Source organism: Nocardioides jishulii, from assembly GCF_006007965.1.
Taxonomy (GTDB): Bacteria; Actinomycetota; Actinomycetes; order Propionibacteriales; family Nocardioidaceae; genus Nocardioides; species Nocardioides jishulii.
Genome location: NZ_CP040748.1, coordinates 2905817 through 2925318 on the forward strand (window position 1 = coordinate 2905817; position 19502 = coordinate 2925318).

Annotated in this window: 15 protein-coding genes; 5 read left to right on the forward strand and 10 right to left on the reverse strand. The window is 68.2% G+C overall.

From position 1 onward, the window contains the following. Positions 1 to 37 precede the first annotated feature (37 nt). The 5 genes from FCL41_RS13800 to FCL41_RS13820 form a co-directional block, all read right to left on the reverse strand. Complete coding sequence (locus tag FCL41_RS13800; RefSeq protein WP_137065086.1) at positions 38 to 1201, reverse strand: ABC transporter permease; 1164 nt, start codon at positions 1199 to 1201, stop codon at positions 38 to 40. Next, a complete protein-coding gene (locus tag FCL41_RS13805; protein WP_137065085.1) occupies positions 1198 to 2364 on the reverse strand; it encodes an ABC transporter permease in 1167 nt (388 codons plus the stop codon). Before FCL41_RS13805 ends, FCL41_RS13800 begins: the two co-directional genes overlap by 4 nt. Before the next feature lie 12 nt (positions 2365 to 2376). Beyond that, entirely contained in the window at positions 2377 to 3333 is a 957-nt protein-coding gene (locus FCL41_RS13810; RefSeq protein WP_212723064.1) for an ABC transporter ATP-binding protein, read from the reverse strand. Between the two features lie 72 nt (positions 3334 to 3405). Further along, the gene (locus FCL41_RS17285; RefSeq protein ID WP_137065084.1) at positions 3406 to 6249 is read right to left on the reverse strand and encodes a DUF2804 family protein; all 2844 of its coding nucleotides are present in this window, start codon (positions 6247 to 6249) and stop codon (positions 3406 to 3408) included. Then, complete coding sequence (locus tag FCL41_RS13820) at positions 6246 to 7604, reverse strand: MFS transporter (protein ID WP_137065083.1); 1359 nt, start codon at positions 7602 to 7604, stop codon at positions 6246 to 6248. Before FCL41_RS13820 ends, FCL41_RS17285 begins: the two co-directional genes overlap by 4 nt. Positions 7605 to 7887: 283 nt before the next feature. Between FCL41_RS13820 and FCL41_RS13825 the strand changes: the two genes are divergently transcribed. The 4 genes from FCL41_RS13825 to FCL41_RS13840 all read left to right on the forward strand — a co-directional run bounded on the left by FCL41_RS13825 (position 7888) and on the right by FCL41_RS13840 (position 12951). Continuing rightward, entirely contained in the window at positions 7888 to 8445 is a 558-nt protein-coding gene (locus tag FCL41_RS13825; protein ID WP_170970194.1) for a DUF262 domain-containing protein, read from the forward strand. A gap of 22 nt (positions 8446 to 8467) precedes the next feature. Beyond that, positions 8468 to 9769, forward strand: a complete 1302-nt coding sequence (locus tag FCL41_RS13830) for a hypothetical protein (RefSeq protein WP_137065081.1) — start codon at positions 8468 to 8470, stop codon at positions 9767 to 9769. 127 nt (positions 9770 to 9896) lie between these two features. Further along, entirely contained in the window at positions 9897 to 11480 is a 1584-nt protein-coding gene (locus tag FCL41_RS13835) for a DNA cytosine methyltransferase (RefSeq protein ID WP_137065080.1), read from the forward strand. A 31-nt stretch (positions 11481 to 11511) separates the two neighbouring features. After that, positions 11512 to 12951 carry a hypothetical protein gene (locus tag FCL41_RS13840; RefSeq protein WP_137065079.1) on the forward strand — a complete coding sequence of 480 codons (1440 nt, stop codon included), beginning with the start codon at positions 11512 to 11514 and terminating at the stop codon, positions 12949 to 12951. Positions 12952 to 12960: 9 nt separating this feature from the next. Here the strand turns inward: FCL41_RS13840 and FCL41_RS13845 are convergent, their stop codons facing one another. Then, entirely contained in the window at positions 12961 to 13788 is an 828-nt protein-coding gene (locus FCL41_RS13845) for a protein NO VEIN domain-containing protein (protein WP_137065078.1), read from the reverse strand. Between the two features lie 162 nt (positions 13789 to 13950). Here FCL41_RS13845 and vsr point away from each other — a divergent pair, with 162 nt between their 5' ends. Further along, positions 13951 to 14445: a DNA mismatch endonuclease Vsr gene (vsr, locus tag FCL41_RS13850; RefSeq protein ID WP_137065077.1), complete on the forward strand. Its 495-nt coding sequence runs from the start codon at positions 13951 to 13953 to the stop codon at positions 14443 to 14445. Positions 14446 to 14479: 34 nt separating this feature from the next. On the opposite strand, the gene FCL41_RS13855 is transcribed toward vsr, so the two are convergent. The 4 genes from FCL41_RS13855 to FCL41_RS13870 all read right to left on the reverse strand — a co-directional run bounded on the left by FCL41_RS13855 (position 14480) and on the right by FCL41_RS13870 (position 19484). Then, complete coding sequence (locus tag FCL41_RS13855; protein WP_137065076.1) at positions 14480 to 15748, reverse strand: Nramp family divalent metal transporter; 1269 nt, start codon at positions 15746 to 15748, stop codon at positions 14480 to 14482. A 48-nt stretch (positions 15749 to 15796) separates the two neighbouring features. Next, positions 15797 to 17191 carry a hypothetical protein gene (locus tag FCL41_RS13860; RefSeq protein ID WP_137065075.1) on the reverse strand — a complete coding sequence of 465 codons (1395 nt, stop codon included), beginning with the start codon at positions 17189 to 17191 and terminating at the stop codon, positions 15797 to 15799. 136 nt (positions 17192 to 17327) lie between these two features. Beyond that, positions 17328 to 17999 (reverse strand): SprT-like domain-containing protein, encoded by a 672-nt coding sequence (locus FCL41_RS13865; protein ID WP_137065074.1) that lies wholly within the window; start codon positions 17997 to 17999, stop codon positions 17328 to 17330. 84 nt (positions 18000 to 18083) lie between these two features. Next, positions 18084 to 19484 carry a dicarboxylate/amino acid:cation symporter gene (locus FCL41_RS13870; protein WP_137065073.1) on the reverse strand — a complete coding sequence of 467 codons (1401 nt, stop codon included), beginning with the start codon at positions 19482 to 19484 and terminating at the stop codon, positions 18084 to 18086. Between the last annotated feature and the right edge of the window lie 18 nt (positions 19485 to 19502).

The window sequence follows — 19502 nt, forward strand, 5'->3', positions numbered from 1 at the left end:
GGACCTACCTCACCACACCCAGGCGCTTGGCGACATCTCACATGGCGCGGGCCAGCGACCGACGCAACGACCAGGCGCCCAGTCCCACCAGGAGCACCGCCATGCCGGCGAGCACGCCCAGCTCCGGGAGGACGTCGACGACTGTCCCGCCGCGGCGCTGCACCTCCGCCAAGGCCTCGTACGCCCAGGCGTGCGGCACCGCGTTGGCGACGGTTCGCATCGTGTCGGGGAAGAGCTCGAGGGGGAACATCGAGCCGCCCAGCGCCGCGAGCACCAGACCCACGCCCACCCCCACGCCGACGGCGGCGCCCTCGTTCTCCAGCAGCGTGCCCAGCAGGATCGCGGCGCCCGCGGCGACCAGCGCGAAGAGCGCGAGGACGACCAGGGCGGTGGGCAGGTTGCCCCACTGCACGCCGAAGAGGAGGGACGAGGCCGCCATGATGTAGGCGCCCTGGAAGAGGCCCAGCACCCAGCGACCGAGCACGGTGCCGACGATCACCTGGCTGGAGGTCACGGGGGCGGTGAGCATGCGGCGCACCACGCCGTAGCGGCGCGCCTGGATCATCGTGGTCGCACCGGTGAGCGTGGTCAGGAAGACGAAGAGCAGCAGCTGCCCGGCGGCACCGAAGTCGTACTGCCCGATGTCGTCGAACTCCTCGCTCACCTGGTCGGTGCTGATCACCTTGACGCCGGACTCGGCGACCTGCGTCCGCGCCCGGGCCAGCGCCTCCTGCGCCTCGGCGGCCGGGACCCCGCGTTCCTCCAGGGCCATCACCTGCGCCTGCTCGGAGCGCACGGCGGCGACGGCTGCCCGCAGGCCCTGCTCCGCCACCTGGGCCGAGGTGGCGGACCCACGCACGACCTCCAGCCGCACTGGCCTCCCCGCTCCGGCGTCCTCCTCCGCCGCCGCGGTCACCCGCACCGCCACGTCGAGACGACCCCGCGCCAGCCGGGTCAGGGCGTCATCCCAGCTGGGGTCGGAGACGACGACGTCCTGACGCTCGAGCTGGTCGACGAGTCGCTCCTGCAGCGGGCCGTCGCCACCCACGACGGCGACCCGTCCCGCATTCGCACCCTCACCGAACTGCAGCCCGATCATCGCCACGAGGAACAGCGGAAAGACGAAGACGAAGAAGATGTTGGACCGGTCGCGAGTGAAGAGCTTCAGCTCCATGCCCGCCACGGTCAGGACCGGCCTCACGACATCGCTCCCCGGTCGGGGACGAAGCGGGAGACCAGGGCCATCACGGCGGCGAAGACGACCATCACCGCCAGTGGGGGCGCCACGTCGGCCAGCGACCCACCGGCAGAGGAGATCCCCAGGCCGCGCAGGAGGGCGGCCACCGGGTTGAGGTCGAGCAGTGTCGACAGTGCGGCGGAGTCCGCCGAGACGGGGAAGAACGCGCCCCCTCCGACCCCGAGCACGATGGCGAAGATCGAGGTGGCCACGCTGGCCTGCTCACTCGTGGCGGCGACGCGCACCAGCACGAACATCAGCGAGGTCGCGGCCGCGGAGGCGGCGACGGCCAGGGTGGCCACCACCCATGGCGACCCGAAGTGGGCGTCGAAGAACCAGCCACCCACGGTGAGCAGCACCGACAGCGAGAGCACCCCCGTCACCATGCTCGCCAACGCCTTGGAGAGCACCACGTCGCGGCGGCGGATCGGGAGGGACCGCAGCCGCGGCAGGGTCCCGTTCTCGCGCTCGACGAGGAGGTTGGTCACCCCGAAGCTGACCGTGAAGAGCAGGAAGAGTCCGGCCTGGCCGGCCACGAGGGCGGCCCCGGCACTGAGCTGCTCGTCGGAGGCCTCGCCGCGCACGAGCTCGTACGCCGGACCTCCCTCGGCTGCGTCCCGCGCGAGCTCGGCGAACTCCGCGGGCGGCAGGCCCACGGAGGCGCCCGCCGCGACGGTGACCGCTCCCCGGGCGTACTGCTGGAGGACCTCGTCGACGACGCTCACCACGAGGTCGTCCTCGAGCCCGCTGCCGTCGTCACCCTCGATGGCCTCGACCGTCACCGACCGCCCTGCCGACACCTCGGCGGTGGTTCCGGGAGGGAAGACGAGCGAGAGCTCCTCCTCGCCGGCCCGCGCCTCCTCCTCGCCTGCCTCGACGACGGTCACCTCCAGCCCGACCTCGTCGAGCTGCCCGAGGACCTCGGTGACGGTGGCGGCCACCTCGTCGCCGGCGGGCGCGGCCACGGCGACGGTGATCGGGGCGAGCTCGCGCTCCTCGGTGTCGCCGAAGACCAGGTTGAAGACGAACATGAGGACCAGCGGGACGATGACCCCGAAGATGACCACGGACCTGTCCCGCAGCCCCTGCTTGAGGTCGTTGAGGGTGAGGACGGCCAGGGCGCGCATCAGCTGCTCACCTCAGTTCCGCAGCGTCTTGCCGGTGACGTGCAGGAAGACCGACTCGAGGGTGGGGCGGGTGATCTCGACGTCGGAGAGGCGGACGCCCGCCTCGGTGGCGGTGGCCACGACGTCGGCGACGAGGGTGGGGGCGTCGCGCACGGTGAGGGTGAGCGCGCTGCGGTCGGCGTCGACGCGCTCGACCCCCGGCCGCGTACGCAGCTTCTCGGCGGCCGCCGGGAGGTCCCCGGCGCCGCCGAGGCGGATGGTGTCGGTCCCGCCGGCGAGCTGGATGAGCTCGTCACGGGTGCCCTCGGCCTGGAGGCGACCGGAGTCGATGATGGCGATGCGGTCGCAGAGCCGCTCCGCCTCCTCCATGTAGTGGGTCGTGTAGAGCACGGCCATGCCCTCACCGGAGAGGGCTTCGACGGACTCGAGGATGGAGTTGCGCGACTGGGGGTCGACGCCCACGGTCGGTTCGTCGAGGATCAGGAGCTCGGGCTGGTGCAGCAGCCCGACGCCGATGTTGAGCCGGCGCTTCATGCCGCCGGAGTACTCCTTGGCCCTGTCCTTGGCGCGGTCGGCCAACCCGATCACCTCGAGGACCTCCCGCACGCGGTGGTCGAGCGCCTCGCCCCGCAGCCCCTGGAGCTTGCCGAAGAAGCGGAGGTTCTCCGTCGCGGTGAGCTCGGGATAGATCGCGAGGTCCTGCGGCACGAGTCCGAGGTGGCGCTTCGGCTCCACCGCGTCGGCCGCCATCGGGCGCCCCGCGATGGTGATGCTCCCGGCGTCGGCCTTGAGGAGCCCAGCGATCATCGAGATCGTCGTCGTCTTGCCTGCCCCGTTGGGTCCGAGCAGCCCGTACGTCTCACCCGGCGCGATCCGGAACGACACGTCGTCGACGGCGGTGAGGTCGCCGAAGCGGCGTACCAGGTGGTCCACGACGAGCACGTCGTCGGGCGTGGGTCGTTCACTCACAGTTCTCTCCCTGGGCAGTTCCTGCCACACCTTGCCCTACCGGGCGCGTCGGCGGAACCGGAACCCGCTTCTTCACCACTTGTTGTGCACGTCCTCGGCGAACCCGACGAGGTCGCGCACCTCGATCCACTCGGCCCCCGCTCCCCTGGCCGTCTCGGCCCGGACGCGGCCCGACCAGTGCCCGAAGACCTGGTGGGTGTGGTGGGCGAGCGCCTTGAGGTCGAGGTGCGACTCCTTGAGGTGGAAGGGCGTCAGGGTCAGCTCGACGTCGGTCCCGGTGACCGTCCAGGGCCGCATCCAGTCGTCCCGGTCGTAGCTCCAGACCAGCTCCTCGCTGACCTTGGTGAGGTGCCCGTCGACGTACAGGGCGTTCTCGACGCTGCCGGTGCCGTCGGTCCACTGGCCGCCGACCTGCACGCCGATGACGCGGCCGTCGACGGTGCCGGCGCCGGCGCCCCAGTTCCAGGTGACGTCGTGGGGCCACCGTCCGCGGCCGTGGTCGAGGGTGGCCCACGACTCGCCCGCCGGTACGTCGTGGCGGGCGCCGTCGACGGTCACGGTGCCGGTGGCGGGGCGGGCAACGTCCTTGACGGTGTACTGCACGAGCTTGTCGCTCCACGGCACCACGACGCCGAGGCTCTCGTGGCCGGCGGGGCGCTGGGCGTGCACGTCGAGCTCGACGCGAGGCCCGCGGGCGCGCAGGTGGGTGCCACCGGTGGTCTCGACGATGTCGACGGTGAGGTGCTTCGTGCGGAGGTGCGCCGCCCCCCTCCCGAGGGTGCCGGGCAGGGTGACCCCGCGGCCCAGCGGCGTGATGGCCTCGTGCAGCACGGTCTGGCCGGTGGCGCGGTCGAGCACCCAGAGGCTGTTCACGCCGGCGAAGTCGAGGTGCGAGACGACCACGGCGACCACGTGGGTCGGGGTGGTGACGGCCCAGTACTCCCACCGCTTGCTGCGCCCCTTGCCGAGGAGCCCCTGGCCGATGCCGTCGGTGGTGACCAGAGGCGTACGGCACCAGCCCACGGCCTCGGGGTTGAGCCGCCCGTCCGGCAGGGTCAGCGAGACGGGTGCGGTGAGCTCGCGCTCGGCGACCGCGATCGGTCGTCGCGGCGCGCCGCAGGCTGCCTCGAAGCGCATCCGCAGGCGCTCGTTGGAGGTGCGGACGACGTCGGCGTCGACCTTGACCACGCGTCGGTCGTAGGTGACCAGACCGTTGGTCTCCTCCTCGACGTCGCTGAGCTGGGTGTGCACGAAGGCGGCCAGGCCCTCCTCGACCGCCGCGCCGACCTGGGCGTGCTGCAACCGCAGGAACGCGCGCTCGTAGGTGTCGCGGTCGGCGATGCGGCGGTAGCCGAACTCCTTGTCGCTCCAGGTGTGCCCGGGCACGCGGTGGGAGTAGCCGCCGTACTCGCTGAGCACCGCGGCCCGCGGGTCGTCGGCGTCGCGCCGGCTGAGCGCGTACGGGCGGACGTAGACGTGGCGACTGACCATGTCGCCGGCGCCCTGGTCGTGCCAGCCGCTGGCGTGGTCGACGGGCCGAGTGGGGTCGAGGCGCTTGACCCGGGCGGCAACCGCGGCGGCGTCGAACTGGCCCCACCCCTCGTTGAACGGCACCCAGGCAGCGATGCTCGGCACGGAGCGCAGCAGCTCGATGGTGGCGTCGACCTCGGCCAGGAACTCCTCGCGGCCCTCGGCGTCCTGGCGGCCGAAGAGGGCGTGGTGGGAGTCGTCGATCCGCAGTCGGGTGGTGGCCACCGGGGCGGTGACGACGGCAGGGCGGTAGTCGCGCCCGCCGTTGACCATGTCCTGCCAGACGAGCACGCCGAGGCGGTCGCAGTGGTGGTACCAGCGCAGCGGCTCGACCTTGATGTGCTTGCGCAACATGGTGAAGCCGAGGTCCTTGGCGAGCTGCACGTCGTGGGCGAGGGCCTCGTCGCTGGGGGCGGTCACCAGCCCGTCGGGCCAGTAGCCCTGGTCGAGCAGCCCGGTGTGGAGGAACGGTGCGCCGTTGAGCAGCAGCCGGGTGCGGCCGCGGGAGTCGGGGCCCTGACCGCATGCACCCAGTCCGAAGGACCGCAGGCCGACATAGCTGGTGGTCCGGTCACGCCCGAGCTGCACGGTGACGTCGTGCAGGAAGGGGTCGTCGGGGCTCCACAGACGCGCATCGCTGCCCAGGTCGAGGAGGGTCGGTTCGTTGACCGGCACGTCGGCGCGGACGAGCTCGCCGCCGTCGGACGCGATCACGACCTCGGCAGTCGGGTAGATCTCGTCGCGCGAAGGGACGACGGTGACCTCGACGGCTGCGGTGCCGGCGGCGTGGTCGAGCACCGGCGTCAGGTGCAGCGTGCGGACGTGGACCGCGGGGACGGCCTCGATCCAGACGGTCTGCCAGATGCCGGAGTGCGGGGTGTACCAGATGCCGCCGGGCTCGAGCTTCTGCTTGCCGCGGCTGCGGTACGAGGTGTCGGTGACGTCGCGCACGCGTACGACGAGCTCGAAGCTGCCCCACGCGGCAGCCGTGATGTCGAAGGTGAAGGGCAGGTGACCGCCGCGGTGGGTGCCGACCGACTGGCCGTTGACCCACACCTCGCAGTCCTGGTCGACCGCACCGAAGTGGAGCAGCAGGCGGTCGTCGATCAGCTGGGGCGGCACCGTGACGGTGCGCCGGTACCAGAGCGCCTCGTCGGGCTGGAGCACGCGGTTGACGCCCGACAGCGGGGCCTCGGGCGGGAAGGGGACGAGGATCTGCCCGTCCCACCGGGTGGGGACTTCTGTCTGGGAGGCGGGCGTGAAGGCGTGCTCCCAGGGGCCGTTGAGAGTGGTCCAGCCGTCGCGCACTAGCTGCGGGCGTGGGTGTTCGCCCAGGACGTTCGTCGGGTCGAGGCCGTCGCCCCACGGCGTCGTCAAGCTGGTCACGGAAGGGCCTCCACGTCGTGGGTGAGGGGGTCGGTCGCGTCGGGCGGGGTGGCGCGTGTGAGCAGCCTCGCAGGCACCACCGTCAGGATCGCGACAAGGGCGGCGGCAGGGAAGATCCACGGGGTCGGCACCTGCTTGACGACGCCGAGGTCGACGTACGTGGCGTCGGCGCCGACGATGACCGCGGCGCCGATGAACGGGCCGACGACCATCGGCACCATGATCGCGAAGACCATCCGCAGGCCCTGCACCTGACCGGCGCGATCAGGCGGGGTGAGGTTGCGGACCGTCGCGGAGATCGAGGCGGCGGCCAGCATGAAGCCGCTCATCATGACGATGCCGGCGAGGATGACGGGGAGCATCCCGCGTACGCCTGCCATGGCCAGCAGCCCCACGGCGTAGAGGCCGACGACGGGCAGGAAGGCGCGGGCGGGGCCGATGCGGTCCAGGAGGCGGCCGCCCGCGATGCTGACGGCGGAGGCGCCGAGCAGGACCGAGGCGAGCACGATCGCGTAGCCATCGATCTCGAGGTAGCGCTGCACGTAGATGATCAGGAACGGCAGGAAGACCTGGGTGCTGGTGCCGAGGACGGCCCAGGAGGCGAGCGCCCAGTAGAGGCGCGGGTTGGCGCGGGCGGTGGAGGGGCGCAGGCCGTGGACGACCTGGGCGAGGTACGTGCCGCTGGCGCGCGGGGCGTTGTCGCTCCGCAGCCCGACCCACGCGACCACCCCGACCAGCGCAGTGGCGACGCCGATGACGGTGAAGAAGGTGCGCCACTGCCCGTCCTGGGTGAGCGGGTCGAGCGCGCCGAAGACGATGAGCATGGCGAGCAGCGGGAAGGTCGCGAGCACGCTGTCGACCCGGCCCCGGTTGCCGCTCGTGGTGTTGTCGGTGACCCACGCGTTGAACGCGGCGTCGTTGGCGGTGGCGCCGAAGACGCTCATGACGCAGTCGAGCGCGATGATCGCGACCACGGCGACCACCACCGCGTCAGCGGCCGGCGCGAGCTTGCTGGCCCCGTCGACCCCGACGAACCCGAACGCCGCGGTGGTCGCGCCCCAGAGCACGTAGCCAGCCGCGATGAACTCCTTGCGCCGGCCCGTACGGTCGCTCCAGGCGCCCGCGAGCAATGTCGCGACGGTGGCCGCGATCGCGCTGCACGCGACGAGCGCCGCGATGACTGTCGGCGAGTCCGTGATCGTGTCGTGGACGAACACGTTGAGGTACATGTTCTCCACCGTCCAGGCGAGCTGGCCGGTGAGGCCGAGGACGATCGCCCAGAGCCAGGTGCGCGGCGTCAGGGCCGGGCTGCGCCGTTCTTGGCCAGGACTGCGCTGCGGGAGGGACGAGAGCATGGGGGCAGGGTAGATGCCCAAGACCGCCTCCGGCGCTGTTCAACAGAGGCATGGGAACGCTAGAGACAGCACGCGGCGCACGGTTTGGGGCTTCAGAGTCTGGCTGAGCGGGAGGGCGGACCGTCTCAAACAACAGCGACCAAACGTGACTCACTGTGAGACGCCTAAGTGCGCCCCGTCAATCCCCACATGCACTAGTGTTTGACCCTATTCGCGGGTTTCAAAACCGCCCGCTATCTAAACCGCACGCAATTTCGCGCAGCACCCGCCGCAGAGGAGCATAGTGGTCAAGCACGCCGGAGTACACGAGAATTGGCCAATTGGCGACCTAGTCAAGGCTACGCAAACGGATCCCAAGAGCCAGATTCCGGGGATCGCGGTAAAGATCCCGCGATTTCAGCGCTCACTGGTCTGGGGCGATGATCAGCGCAAACTGCTGATCGAATCAATACACAAGGGCTACCCAATCGGCTCCCTGCTCCTATACAAGCGCCCGAATCCTAACGGGAAGGTAGAGGTTTATCAGGTGGTTGATGGACTGCAGCGAACCAGCACCCTGGTGGAGTATGCAGAGAACCCGCTCGAATACGCCCCTGTAGCAGTATTCAGCGACGAGTTCGTTCAGGAAGTGGCAGCTGAATACAACACCGGGGCGGAGCACGTCCGGCGAGCCCTCCAGGATTGGATGAAGACGACCGGACGGCTTGACTCGGCATCGGGATACGAGTCGTGGCCATTGAAAAACTATCTTGACGAATTCTTTCAAGCCAAACCAGACCCCAATCCAGGCTTCATTGCCACCCTCGCAAGCACGCTCGATGCGGTGCGCCAGGGACGTTGATATCACGTCTATAACAATTCCAGTGATCACCTACGCGGGAGATGAGTCTAACCTCCCGGACATCTTCGAACGCATTAATCAGCGCGGAACAAAACTAAACAAGTATGAGGTATTCGCGGCCACCTGGATCGACAGCGACACCCAAGTCAATTCAGAGAAAGTCCGCGTCGAGATCAACAACAAGTACTCCGCACTTATCGAGAAGGGGTTCTCGATCGACGGCCTCCAAGAAGACGGGATGATCGCTTCTTTCAATCTGTTCGAGTATCTCTTTGGTTTCGGTAAGGTGATCGTAGGCGAGGGTCGATACCTGTTCTCGGGATCAACAAAAGCGGACCCCACTGAAACCGAACCGGCCGCCTTCTCCTTGGCTTGCTTGTCCCGAGGTCGGCAACTCAGCGCTATGAGAAGCCTGCCCGAGTTCATGCCGCGCTCCGCGGACGGATTGATTGACCCTGCAGCAATGGAGGCCGGGCTGCTCGATGCAGCGAAGGCCGTGCAAAGTTGGATATCTCCCTACACCTCACTCCGACTGAATTCGCAAGGAGTCGACAGCATTGAGATCGCTCACGGCGAACTGCAGATCGTCTCAATGATTGCCCGCGCAGCAGCCGGCCGCTGGAACACGCAGGGAGACTGGTCCGAGAAGGACGGATGGGAAGATGACTGGAAGGCGCTAGAGAAGGCCATGCCCCAACACTATCTTCTCGATATCATCGAAGAGACTTGGCGCGGCCCCCTGTACACGATTGCATTCAATCGGGTCTGGCAGTCCGAAGACTCAGCAGATACCGAGAACCTTGAGCCGTCAGACTACTACAAAAAGCCGATCGAAAAGGAATCCTTCGCGCTGATTCTCGATTCATGGTTCGAGAAGCAGATGGCCCGCGAACAGCGAACACGTTCTTATGTCCGCGGATCAGACAAGGCGCTTCTACGCTTTGTTTACGCGGGCATCGTGTCGCACCTTGACAACCAGATTCAGACCTTTGAACTTGAACACCTGTTCCCCGTCTCAAGGCTTCGTCAAGAAATTCCAGAAGCCGAATCCGGCTGGCCGATCAGCTGCATAGCCAACCTAGCGCTTTTCACGAGGGCACTGAATCGCGAGAAGAGCAAGCAGACGATCTCCGAGTACTTGGCGAAGAACGTCCTACCCGCACCAGAAAAGAAGCTCTTGGACCAATGCCTACTCTGCGATTCGGCGTCGGTTTCAATTCCGGAGGATGGGCTCTCAAGGGAGGCCTACGAGGAGTTCCTACGGACACGCTGGGCAGACATGAAGGAACACCTTTTCCATAACCTCAAGGTCTCGGCGTCCTGAGGCCCTGGGCGCGGCCGGGCGTCTTCGCAAAGTCCGACGACCAACCACCCCGGCCGCGCCGCGGCCTGCCATCCAGAGCGCGCTCGCTGACTAGCTATTGTCGGCGGGCGACCGTACGATGGTTGACATGCCTGAGACGCCGCGCTTCACGTTCATCGACCTCTTCGCGGGCATCGGCGGCTTCCACGCGGCCATGAAGGCGTTCGGCGGCGAGTGCGTCTACGCGGTCGAGATCGACAAGCAAGCAGCGAACGTCTACGCGGCCAACTGGGGCCACGCGCCGAACGGCGCAGGACAGGACCATCTGGGGGGCCAGGCGGGCGACATCACACTGGACGCGGACGCCGACCTGGACGTGATGAACGTTCCCGCACACGACGTCCTGTGCGCCGGGTTTCCGTGCCAGCCGTTCTCCAAGTCCGGCGCGCAACGCGGCATGGACGAGGCACGCGGCACCTTGTTCTTCAACATCGCGTCGATCATCAAAGCTCACCACCCCTCGGTGGTCCTGCTGGAGAACGTGCGGAACCTGATCGGCCCGCGCCACGCACACGAGTGGGAAGTGATCATCCGCACCCTTCGCGAGGAGGGCTACCACGTGTCAGCACAGCCGGCGATCTTCTCCCCCCACCTCCTGCCTGCCCATCTGGGCGGTACGCCTCAGGTCCGGGAGCGGGTCTTCATCACCGCGACCCTGGCTCCGCACCTGGTTCCCCGGCTGGAGAACGGGATCGTGGACGCCGAGACTCTGGGCCCGGATCCGGTCGCCTCAATGAAGGACCGCTTTGCGCTCAACGATTCCTCGGACGCTCCCCTCTTTGTCCCGGGGGGCCCGGAGGACGGCTGGAATCTCCTCGACGACGGCCTGCTCGACGACTCCCACAACGTTCCTGGTTGTGACCTGACGCCGAGCGAGCGCCTGTGGATTGATGCCTGGAACGACTTCACTCTCCTCATGCGTGAGGTCACAGGTGAGCAGCTCAAGGGCTTCCCGTACTGGGCGGACTGCTGGCTCGACTTCCCTGAGGCCAATCGGGCCATGCGGTTCGCCCCCACCCCCGCCTTTGACCCCGCCACAGGTCGATTCACGTCCGCCAACACCGGCGAGCTCAAGTTGCCGGAAAAGGTGACGCGTCCCAAGATCGCGGAGGACCTCCCAGCCTGGAAGCAGTCCCACCTGCGTCGGAACTACGACGCGTTCGAGGCCAGTTTCAAGGACATCCTCGCGTGGGCCTGGCGCTGGGGCGTCTACACGGCTCTCTTCCCCGCTAGCCGACGGAAACTGGAGTGGCAGGCGCAGGACACGAAGTGCCTCTGGGACACGGTGATGCACCTGCGTCCCTCAGGCATCCGAGCCAAGCGAGCGACGTACCTCCCCGCCCTCGTGGCCATCACCCAAACCTCCATCATCGGACCTCTTGAACGCCGCATCAGTCCGCGCGAGACCGCGCGACTGCAGGGCTTGCCCGACTCATTCATCTTCCCGGACCAGCCTGACTCCGCTACGTACAAGCAGATGGGCAACGGAGTCGCGGTCGGAGCCGTCCAGCATGTCTTCCGCCAGCACCTACTGCGCGACCAGGAGATCCTGGACTGCAGTGACGTTCCGGCTGCCAGGTACTTGGCGCGCGCCGCGACCGAGGTGACACCCGAACTGGTGCACAGCAGGCTGGCGAAGCACCGGCCCGCATGTGCCTCTCAAAACCGCTGAGACGGAGACGCCCGCGCCGTAACCTTTCTGCGTGCCTTCCGCCAGCGTCGATCTCCCGCTGTTCATCCCCGCTGAGTCCCAGGCCGAAGCCGTGGCTCGCCTGTTCCACCTGACTGGCGCACCGCCGCAGGGACGGGGCGAGAAGCGTGCCGTGGTCGCTCTGCGTGACGCGCTAGGGCTCGACATCGACATCAGCGCCACCAACGCCACCATGGCCCACAAGATCGCTGACGAGCTCAAGGTCGACTGGTCCTGGGATTACGTGGTCCGCAACAAGGTCAATCTTCACGGCCTCAACGCCCTGCTCGAAGGTGCGACCTGGGCCGTGCACGAGGGCCGCCTCTCGAAGGTGCCAACCACCTCGTCCCCCGAGCTCCATGGAGCCAAATGGGCAGCCTTCGAGCCCGCCCGATCCAAGATCGAGGCGGTAAACCGGATCAGCGCGCTCACGGGCTCTGGCCCGGAACGCCTCGGCCCGGGCAGCAAGGAGCACAAGCGGGTTCTTGTGAACCTGGCGACGCATCTGGCGCCACACCTGGACACCCGGCTCTCCAAGACCAAGCTGGCCGCCGCCCTCGCCTACGAGTTCGACGCCCCCTGGAATGACCAATGCGAGTCCACGGGAGAGACGATCTCCTTGCGCGGGCTCAACGTGCTGCTGGCCGGCGCTGAACGGCGGCTCGGCAAGCTCGGCAAGTCTCACGTGGACTTCACCTCACCGGCAGAGGAAGGTCAGGCCCTGGCGTCTGCCCTGGTTGACGTCTGGAGGAGCGAGAAGCAGGCGGACGGCACGAAGCGGGTCCGCTGGGACGCCCTTAAGAGCATTCAGTGGATGGTTGACCAAGGCGTGACCAACGGCCCCAACCAGTCTGAGTGGCAGGGCTTCTACTTCGAGGCGCGGGGCAAGGCCGCACTCAACGAAGCGTTCACGCCGCGCGAGGCACAGGTGGCAACGCGGTTCGCCAACACCGACTTCGACTACTCGCTCAACTTCCTGTGGGACCTCAAGGCGCACACCAGCGCCTGGTGGTCCCCGCAGACACAGAGCGAGCAGCGTTCCAGCCCGGACAGCATCCTGAACGACAAGGCCGCAATGGAGTTGGCTGTAGCCGCAGGTGGGCTCGGCTTCCTCATGGTGAGTGGACGTGCGGTGAGCGACGACGACGGCACGTTCACGCAGTGGCACAGGGACTTCAAGGCCCGCCAGGGAAAGACGCCGAGAAGCAGCAACTCGGGCAAGTCACGGCGACGCAAGGCTGCCTTCGAGCCCTCACACATCGATGTGTTCTTCGTGCCTGACGTCGAGTCCCTCCTCGAGGCCAGGGAGCGTGGCGTCCTGAAGGAGTACAGCCAAGGCCGTCAGCCCCGCGGCTCGGACGGATCTGTCGGGGCACCTCGACCGCCGAAGTACTCGCTAAACACCGCCAAGGCTCAGGGGACGCAGTGGCACATGGCCCGGGTCGAGTGGTGAGGAACGCTCTCAGGACGCTCGAGGAACGCCCGAGTACAACTCGGACCTGAGTTCTGCAGTTTTCTTGAGGGAACCGGGTAGCTCGTAGAACCCGAGTGTGGGCTTCTCGAGGCTGAAGACGCGCATGAGCGAGAACCGTTCCGGCTCCTCCGCCGAGAGGTCAACCTCGTTCCGGCTAACCAAGAACGGCTGAAGTTCTGTGAACCGGGTGGTCTTCACCTCGAGGAAGCGCTCCGTCCCGCTTATGGTCCAGCTGAGTACGTCGTAGCCCAGACCGTCCCCGTCCTCCACTGCGACGTGGCGCACCCTGTCCGCCAGCTCGGGGTGGCCCGCCTGGAAGAGTCGCCTCTTCTCGCGCTGCACCACCAGCTGCTCGCCGAGCAGACCGACAGCGCGGTTCCGGGCCTCTATCGCCTGGTAGTCCACGTGCTTGGCGACACGGTTGCTGCGCCTGGGCATCCGAGTCACGTCGGGCACGGGGCTCGCTGGACCCAAAGCCCCAGCCACCCGCGAGACCGGGGCCTCTGCGAGGAGCAGCAGTCGCGCGGCCAGCTCGGCGTCGGTCTCGTACCGCTCCGCGACCACCTCTCGGAGCAGGTTCTGGACGTTGACAGCCGGCTTGTACCCGGGGATCGGAACGCCACCCATCTCCATGAGCACCGCAGAGATGTTCTGGAACTTGTACTCGATGGACCCGTCTGACCGAGTCAGGTGCCGCTTCAGCTCACGACGGTGCTCTGCCTTGCTGTAGGCACGACCATCGAGCTCGTGGCGCAGCATCGACAAGTACGCGTCAACGGTCAACGACACCTCTTCACGAGTCCACGCCTCCGCCATGTCCCGGTCCCCCTACGTGTTCGCCGTCCACCGTGAGTGAAGTTTGCCTCATGGCACGTGCCCATGGCCCGGGATCAGGGACACGGAACAACTCAACGCTCTACCTGAACCACCCACGCCCGAGAATCGACAGGGCAGCAACTGTCACGTCAAGGTGGCGCCATGGGCGGTCGAGAGCCAGAGCGGGAGGCACCACCAGCCGCATTGACGGAGAAGATGTCCACGTACCCACGTCGCGACACACGCCCCGAGCTGCTCCTTCGGCGTGAACTGCACCGCCGCGGCCTTCGTTACCGCGTACAACTCAAAGTCCCAGCCAATCGCCGACGCACTATCGACGTCGCGTTCACCCGAATTCGATTGGCAGTGTTCGTTGACGGCTGCTTCTGGCATGGCTGTCCCGAGCACGGGACGCAGCCTCAGCGGAACTCGGAATGGTGGCGCTGGAAGATCCAGCGCAACCAAGACCGGGACGCCGACACAGACGCACTGCTCAAGGCGTCCGGGTGGACCGTGCTGCGAATCTGGGAGCACGAGGACGTCTTGAGCGCTGCGGACAGGATTGAGCAACTGGTACGCGTTCCGGAGAGCCTGCCGCACCCGCCCCTGGCGACTGAATACAAGATCGAGGGAGGGTTTCAGTCACCTGGTGCCTGAGATCCTCCCGCCTTTCGCTTAGGAGGCGGCCGCCTCACACGAACTTGCTCACCTGCCCCCACAGCTCATTCGCCGCCAGCGCCACGAACGCCAGCGCGATGATCGACATCGCCACGTTGTGCCACACCTTGTTGCGCCACTCGTCGGGCACGCGGTCACTGTTGAGCAGGTAGAGCAGCGTGATCGCCAGGAACGGCATGAAGAAGGCGCCCAGCACGCCGTACGCGAGGATCAGCACGACCGGGCGGCCGAGGAACATCATCACCATCGGCGGGAAGGTCAGCCACAGGATGTAGGCGCGGTAGTACTTGCCGTGGGCGAGGCCGTCGGGGTGGTCAGGCGCCAGCTTGCGCGTGCGCGCGACGAAGTCGGCGAACATCAGGCTGACCCCGTTCCAGACACCGACCAGCGACGACATCGCGGCGGCCCAGAAGCCGACCAGGAAGACCTTGCCGGCCCACTGGCCGTACCGGTCCTCGAGCACCTCGCTCAGGTCGAGCAGGCCCTTGTCGCCGGTGGAGACCGCGATGTTGGCCGAGTAGAGCAGCTCGGCCCCGACGATCAGCGTGGCCAGCACGAAGATGCCGGTCACGGCGTACGCCACCCGGTTGTCGAGGCGCATCACCTTCATGTGCCGCGGGGTCACCCAGCCCTTCTCGCGCAACCAGTAGCCGTACGCCGCCAGCGTGATCGTGCCGCCGACTCCCCCGGCGAGGCTCAGGACGTACACGATGCCGCCGCCCGAGGGGATCGTCGGCACGAGACCGCCGAGCATGTTCGGCAGGTTCGGCACGGTCAGCACCGCGGCCCCCACCATGGCGACGAACATCAGGCCGACCAACACGGCGCAGACCTTCTCCACCACCGAGTAGCGGCCGAACCAGACCAGGGCCAGACCGGCGAGACCGCTCAGGATCCCCCACCAGGTCACGCTCATCCAGGGGAAGAGCGACGCCAGCGGCAGCCCTGTCCCGGCCATCGCCGCGGCGCCGTAGACGAAGCCCCAGATCACGATGTAGATGCCGAAGTACCAGGTGGCCAACCGGCCGAGCGACTGCCAGCCCTCGAAGATCGTTCGGCCACTCGCCAGCGAGAACCGTCCTGCGCCCTCGACGAGCACCACCTTCATCACGCAGCCGAGGACCACGCACCACAGCAGCGCGTAGCCGTACTTGCTGCCGGCGATGAGGGTCGCCACCAGGTCGACCGCACCCACACCCGTCGCCGCGACCACCAGCCCGGGGCCGATGATCCTCCACTTCGCCGGCGCGACCTCGGTCGCGGCTCCCGCACCTCCGGACATGACACCTCCTGCGTCAGGGGTGCTCCTCGTACCCACGTAGGCGCGACCTCACGCCCCGACGACCTCAGCCCGATACGTCCCCGTGGGATCCACGACGAAGCACTGACCGTGACGCGTGCGCCACCAGTAGGTGCCTGGCCCGAGCTGGACGACCTCCACACCGGCATGGGTCTTCCACCGGTGATGCCGCCGGTTGAGGGGTTGGGAGTTGTGGGTCCCCGTCTGGCCGGGTGATCCATCAGCGGCCCAGGGCGTCGGATGGTCGAAGTCGACCCGTCTTCCGCTCGATCCCGTGGACCACGGGGCTCGGTCACCCCCTGTCAGCAGCCAGATCCGCTCCCGCAGGGTCTCGGGGTGCTCGTAGGCCGTCACCCGGACCGTCTCGCGCAGGTCGATGACCGGCTTCACGCTCACGTGGGCATGACGGAGCATCTCGGCCAGCTGACTCGCCGCCACTGGTCCCTGGTCCTCGACCCGCGCCACGTGACGGCCGGGATCAGCGAGCGCCTGCTCGCTCACGTGGACGTAGACGCAGGCCGAGGGACGCAGGCGGCTCGGGTCGATAGAACGCAACGCGACAAGCAGGCCGGCCGGAAACGCCGTGGTGCGTGAGGCGACGAGACCGGACGGCCGCTCGTCTTCGTCCACCGCACCTCCCGGTGCCTCATCGTCGTCAGCGTCGAGCCCAGCGCCGACCAGGAGCTCGAGCAGCTCGGCCGGTCGACCCAGCCAGCCGAACGCCTCCGAGCGCAGCACGTCCTGCGACGCCTGCTCGCTCTCCGGCACCCCGGCATCGTCGAGGCGGGCGCGCAGGATGTCGGCCACTCGCTGCACCATGGCGTCCACCCAGACGGCGTCACCGGCCTGGACGCGCGCGATCACGCACCGCAACCCCGCCTCGTCGGTGCGGGAGGCCGTGACGAAGCGCCTGGCCTTCTCGACCGCCACCCGGTGGGCGTGCGCCACCGGATCCGCCTCGATCACCTTCGCCCGCGCGATCTCGAGGACCCGCGAGGGAGACTCCCCCACGATCGCCCGCGCCACCGCAGCGTCGACGACGCTGACGGTGTCGATCCCCAGACCGCGCGAGATCACCGCCACCTTGCGCGCCAGCCAGGGCTCGGCCTCCAGCGTCACCACGAGCTGCCACGTACGAGGCAGTCTGTGCTGCAGGTCCAGCACGTCAGCCATTGCTGCGCGGGCCGTCATCCACCCGACCTGTCGCGCCACGGCGAGATCGCCCAGGCAGAACTCGCGCACCAGCGGCGTCCCTTCACCGCCGACCTCGACGAGACGGTCGTAGGGACTCCCCGCGGGGTCGTCCAACGGGTCGGACCCGTGCAGGGCGGCCCACTGCGCCACCAGCTCCAGGTCACGCACCTCGGCGGCACGCCGGAAGTCGACCGCGTCGACCAGCTGGGCCAGCACCTCAGCGGCGCTCATCGCGTCGGGCTCGCACCCACCCGACGCGGGCGCGAAAGACGCGTCAGACGCGGTGCGGGAATGCGTGGCCAGTGACATGCGCCCATTCTTTCGAACATGCGTTCGAATGGCCACACGCCAAACGGGGTATCCCGAGTCAGTCCGCCCGCTCCACGCCCCCGAAGTGCACCGTCACGATCCCTCGCCGCGTACGCAGGTGGTAGCGCGTGCGCCCCACCTTCTCGACCGTCCCGACCACCCCGTCGAAGCGGCCCGGCACGACGATGCGGGCTTGCTCCCCCACCACGAGCCGCCCGGACGCCGGCGCCGCACCTCTCAGCGCGGCGAGCTCCTGGACGTACGACGGCGACATCGGCACCGTCCGCCCACGGTAGGTCCAGACGAAGACGTGATCGCGGTGGAACCCTCGCGCGCACTCGCGGCACGACGCGACGCGGTGCGGGCGACGGTGCCGCTCCACGACGTGGCCGGCGCTGCACACCCCGACCCAGTCGCCGGGCACCCGGGGCGCCTCCGGATCGACGCACCGACGCCCGGAGCTGCCGATGCGCAGGGCGGTGGCCCGCCACCGCTCCGAGTGGCCCTCACGCGGCGGAAGCAGGGCGTGGGCGATCTCGTGCAGGATCGTGTCGCGCACCTCTGCCTCGGAGTGCAGGCGGGTCAGAGGCGCACTCAGCGAGATGGTCCGCGACTCGTAGCGGCACACACCGGCACGCCGCTTGGCGTGGTCGAAGGTGACCCTCCACCCCCTCAACCCGTGACGGGCCACCAGCTCCTCGGCGAGCCTGCGCGCTGCTTCGACGTCCACGCCGCAGATTCCAGCACCCTCCGCCGACAGCAACGGCCCCCACCCACCGGGGCAGGAGCCGTCGCGTGAGCGAGGAGACGCAGGTCAGGCAGCGACCGGGGTGGTCACGACCTCGTCCTTGAGGACCTCGCCGCCGCGCGGGGCGTCGTACACGGTCTCGTTGAGGATGCCCTCGCGCTTCGCCACCAGCGTCGGCACGAGGCTCTGACCCGCCACGTTGACCGCGGTGCGGCCCATGTCGAGGATCGGGTCGATGGCGAGCAGCAGCCCGACGCCCTCGAGCGGCAGGCCGAGCGTCGAGAGCGTGAGCGTCAACATGACGGTCGCGCCGGTGACGCCAGCCGTGGCCGCCGAGCCGATGACGGCGACGAAGGCGATCAGCAGGTAGTCGGTGAGTCCCAGGTCGAGCCCGAAGAACTGCGCGACGAAGATCGCGGAGATCGCCGGGTAGATCGAGGCGCAGCCGTCCATCTTGGTGGTCGCGCCCAGCGGCACGGCGAAGGCCGCGTACGCCCGCGGCACACCGAGGTTGCGCTCGGTCACCGCCTGCGTCATCGGCATGGTGCCGACCGAGGAGCGCGACACGAAGGCGAGCTGGATCGCAGGCCAGGCGCCGGAGAACCACTGCTTGACCGAGAGCCCGTTGACCTTCAGCAGCACCGGGTAGACCACGAAGAGCACCAGCGCGAGGCCGATGTAGATGGCGATCGAGAAGGTGCCGAGCGAGCCCAGCGCGTCCCAGCCGTAGGTGGCCACGGCCTTGCCCAGCAGACCCACGGTCGCGATCGGCGCCAGGAGGATGACCCACCACAGCACCTTCTGCACGACGGCGAGCGCGGAGCGTACGACCGCGAGGAACGGCTCGGCGGCGTCGCCGACCCTCAGCGCGGCCACGCCGATCGCGATCGCCACGACGAGGATCTGGAGCACGTTGAAGGAGAGGCCGACCGAGCCGTCGGAGCCGGCGCTCGTCTCCAGGCCGAGGAAGTTCGCGGGGACGAGACCGGTCAGGAAGTCGAGCCACGAGCCGGTGCTCGACGGGGCGGCAGCCGCGTCGGCGCTCACGCTGGTGTTGGCGCCGGGCTGGAGGACCAGCCCCAGGGCGATGCCGATCGCCACGGCGATCAGCGCGGTGCCGGCGAACCAGACCAGCGTCTTCCACGCCAGTCGCGCGGCGCCGGTCACCTCACGCAGGTTGGCGATGGAGGCGACGATCGCCAGGAAGACCAACGGCGGGACGATCGCCCGCAGCAGGGTCACGAAGATCGAGCCCACGGTGGTGAGGGTCTCGGTGAGCCAGTTGGGGTCGACGACCCCGGTCTCGGGGTCGACCCCGTCGGCGCCCATCTGGCGCGCGACGAGACCGAGCACGACACCCAGGACGAGACCGATCAGGACCTGGACGCCGAACGACGGGAGCCAGCGACGCCGCCGCGGAGCGGAAGCGTCCGGCTGCGACTCGGAGGACGTGACAGCAGAACTCATGAGGTGCCTTTCAGGAGG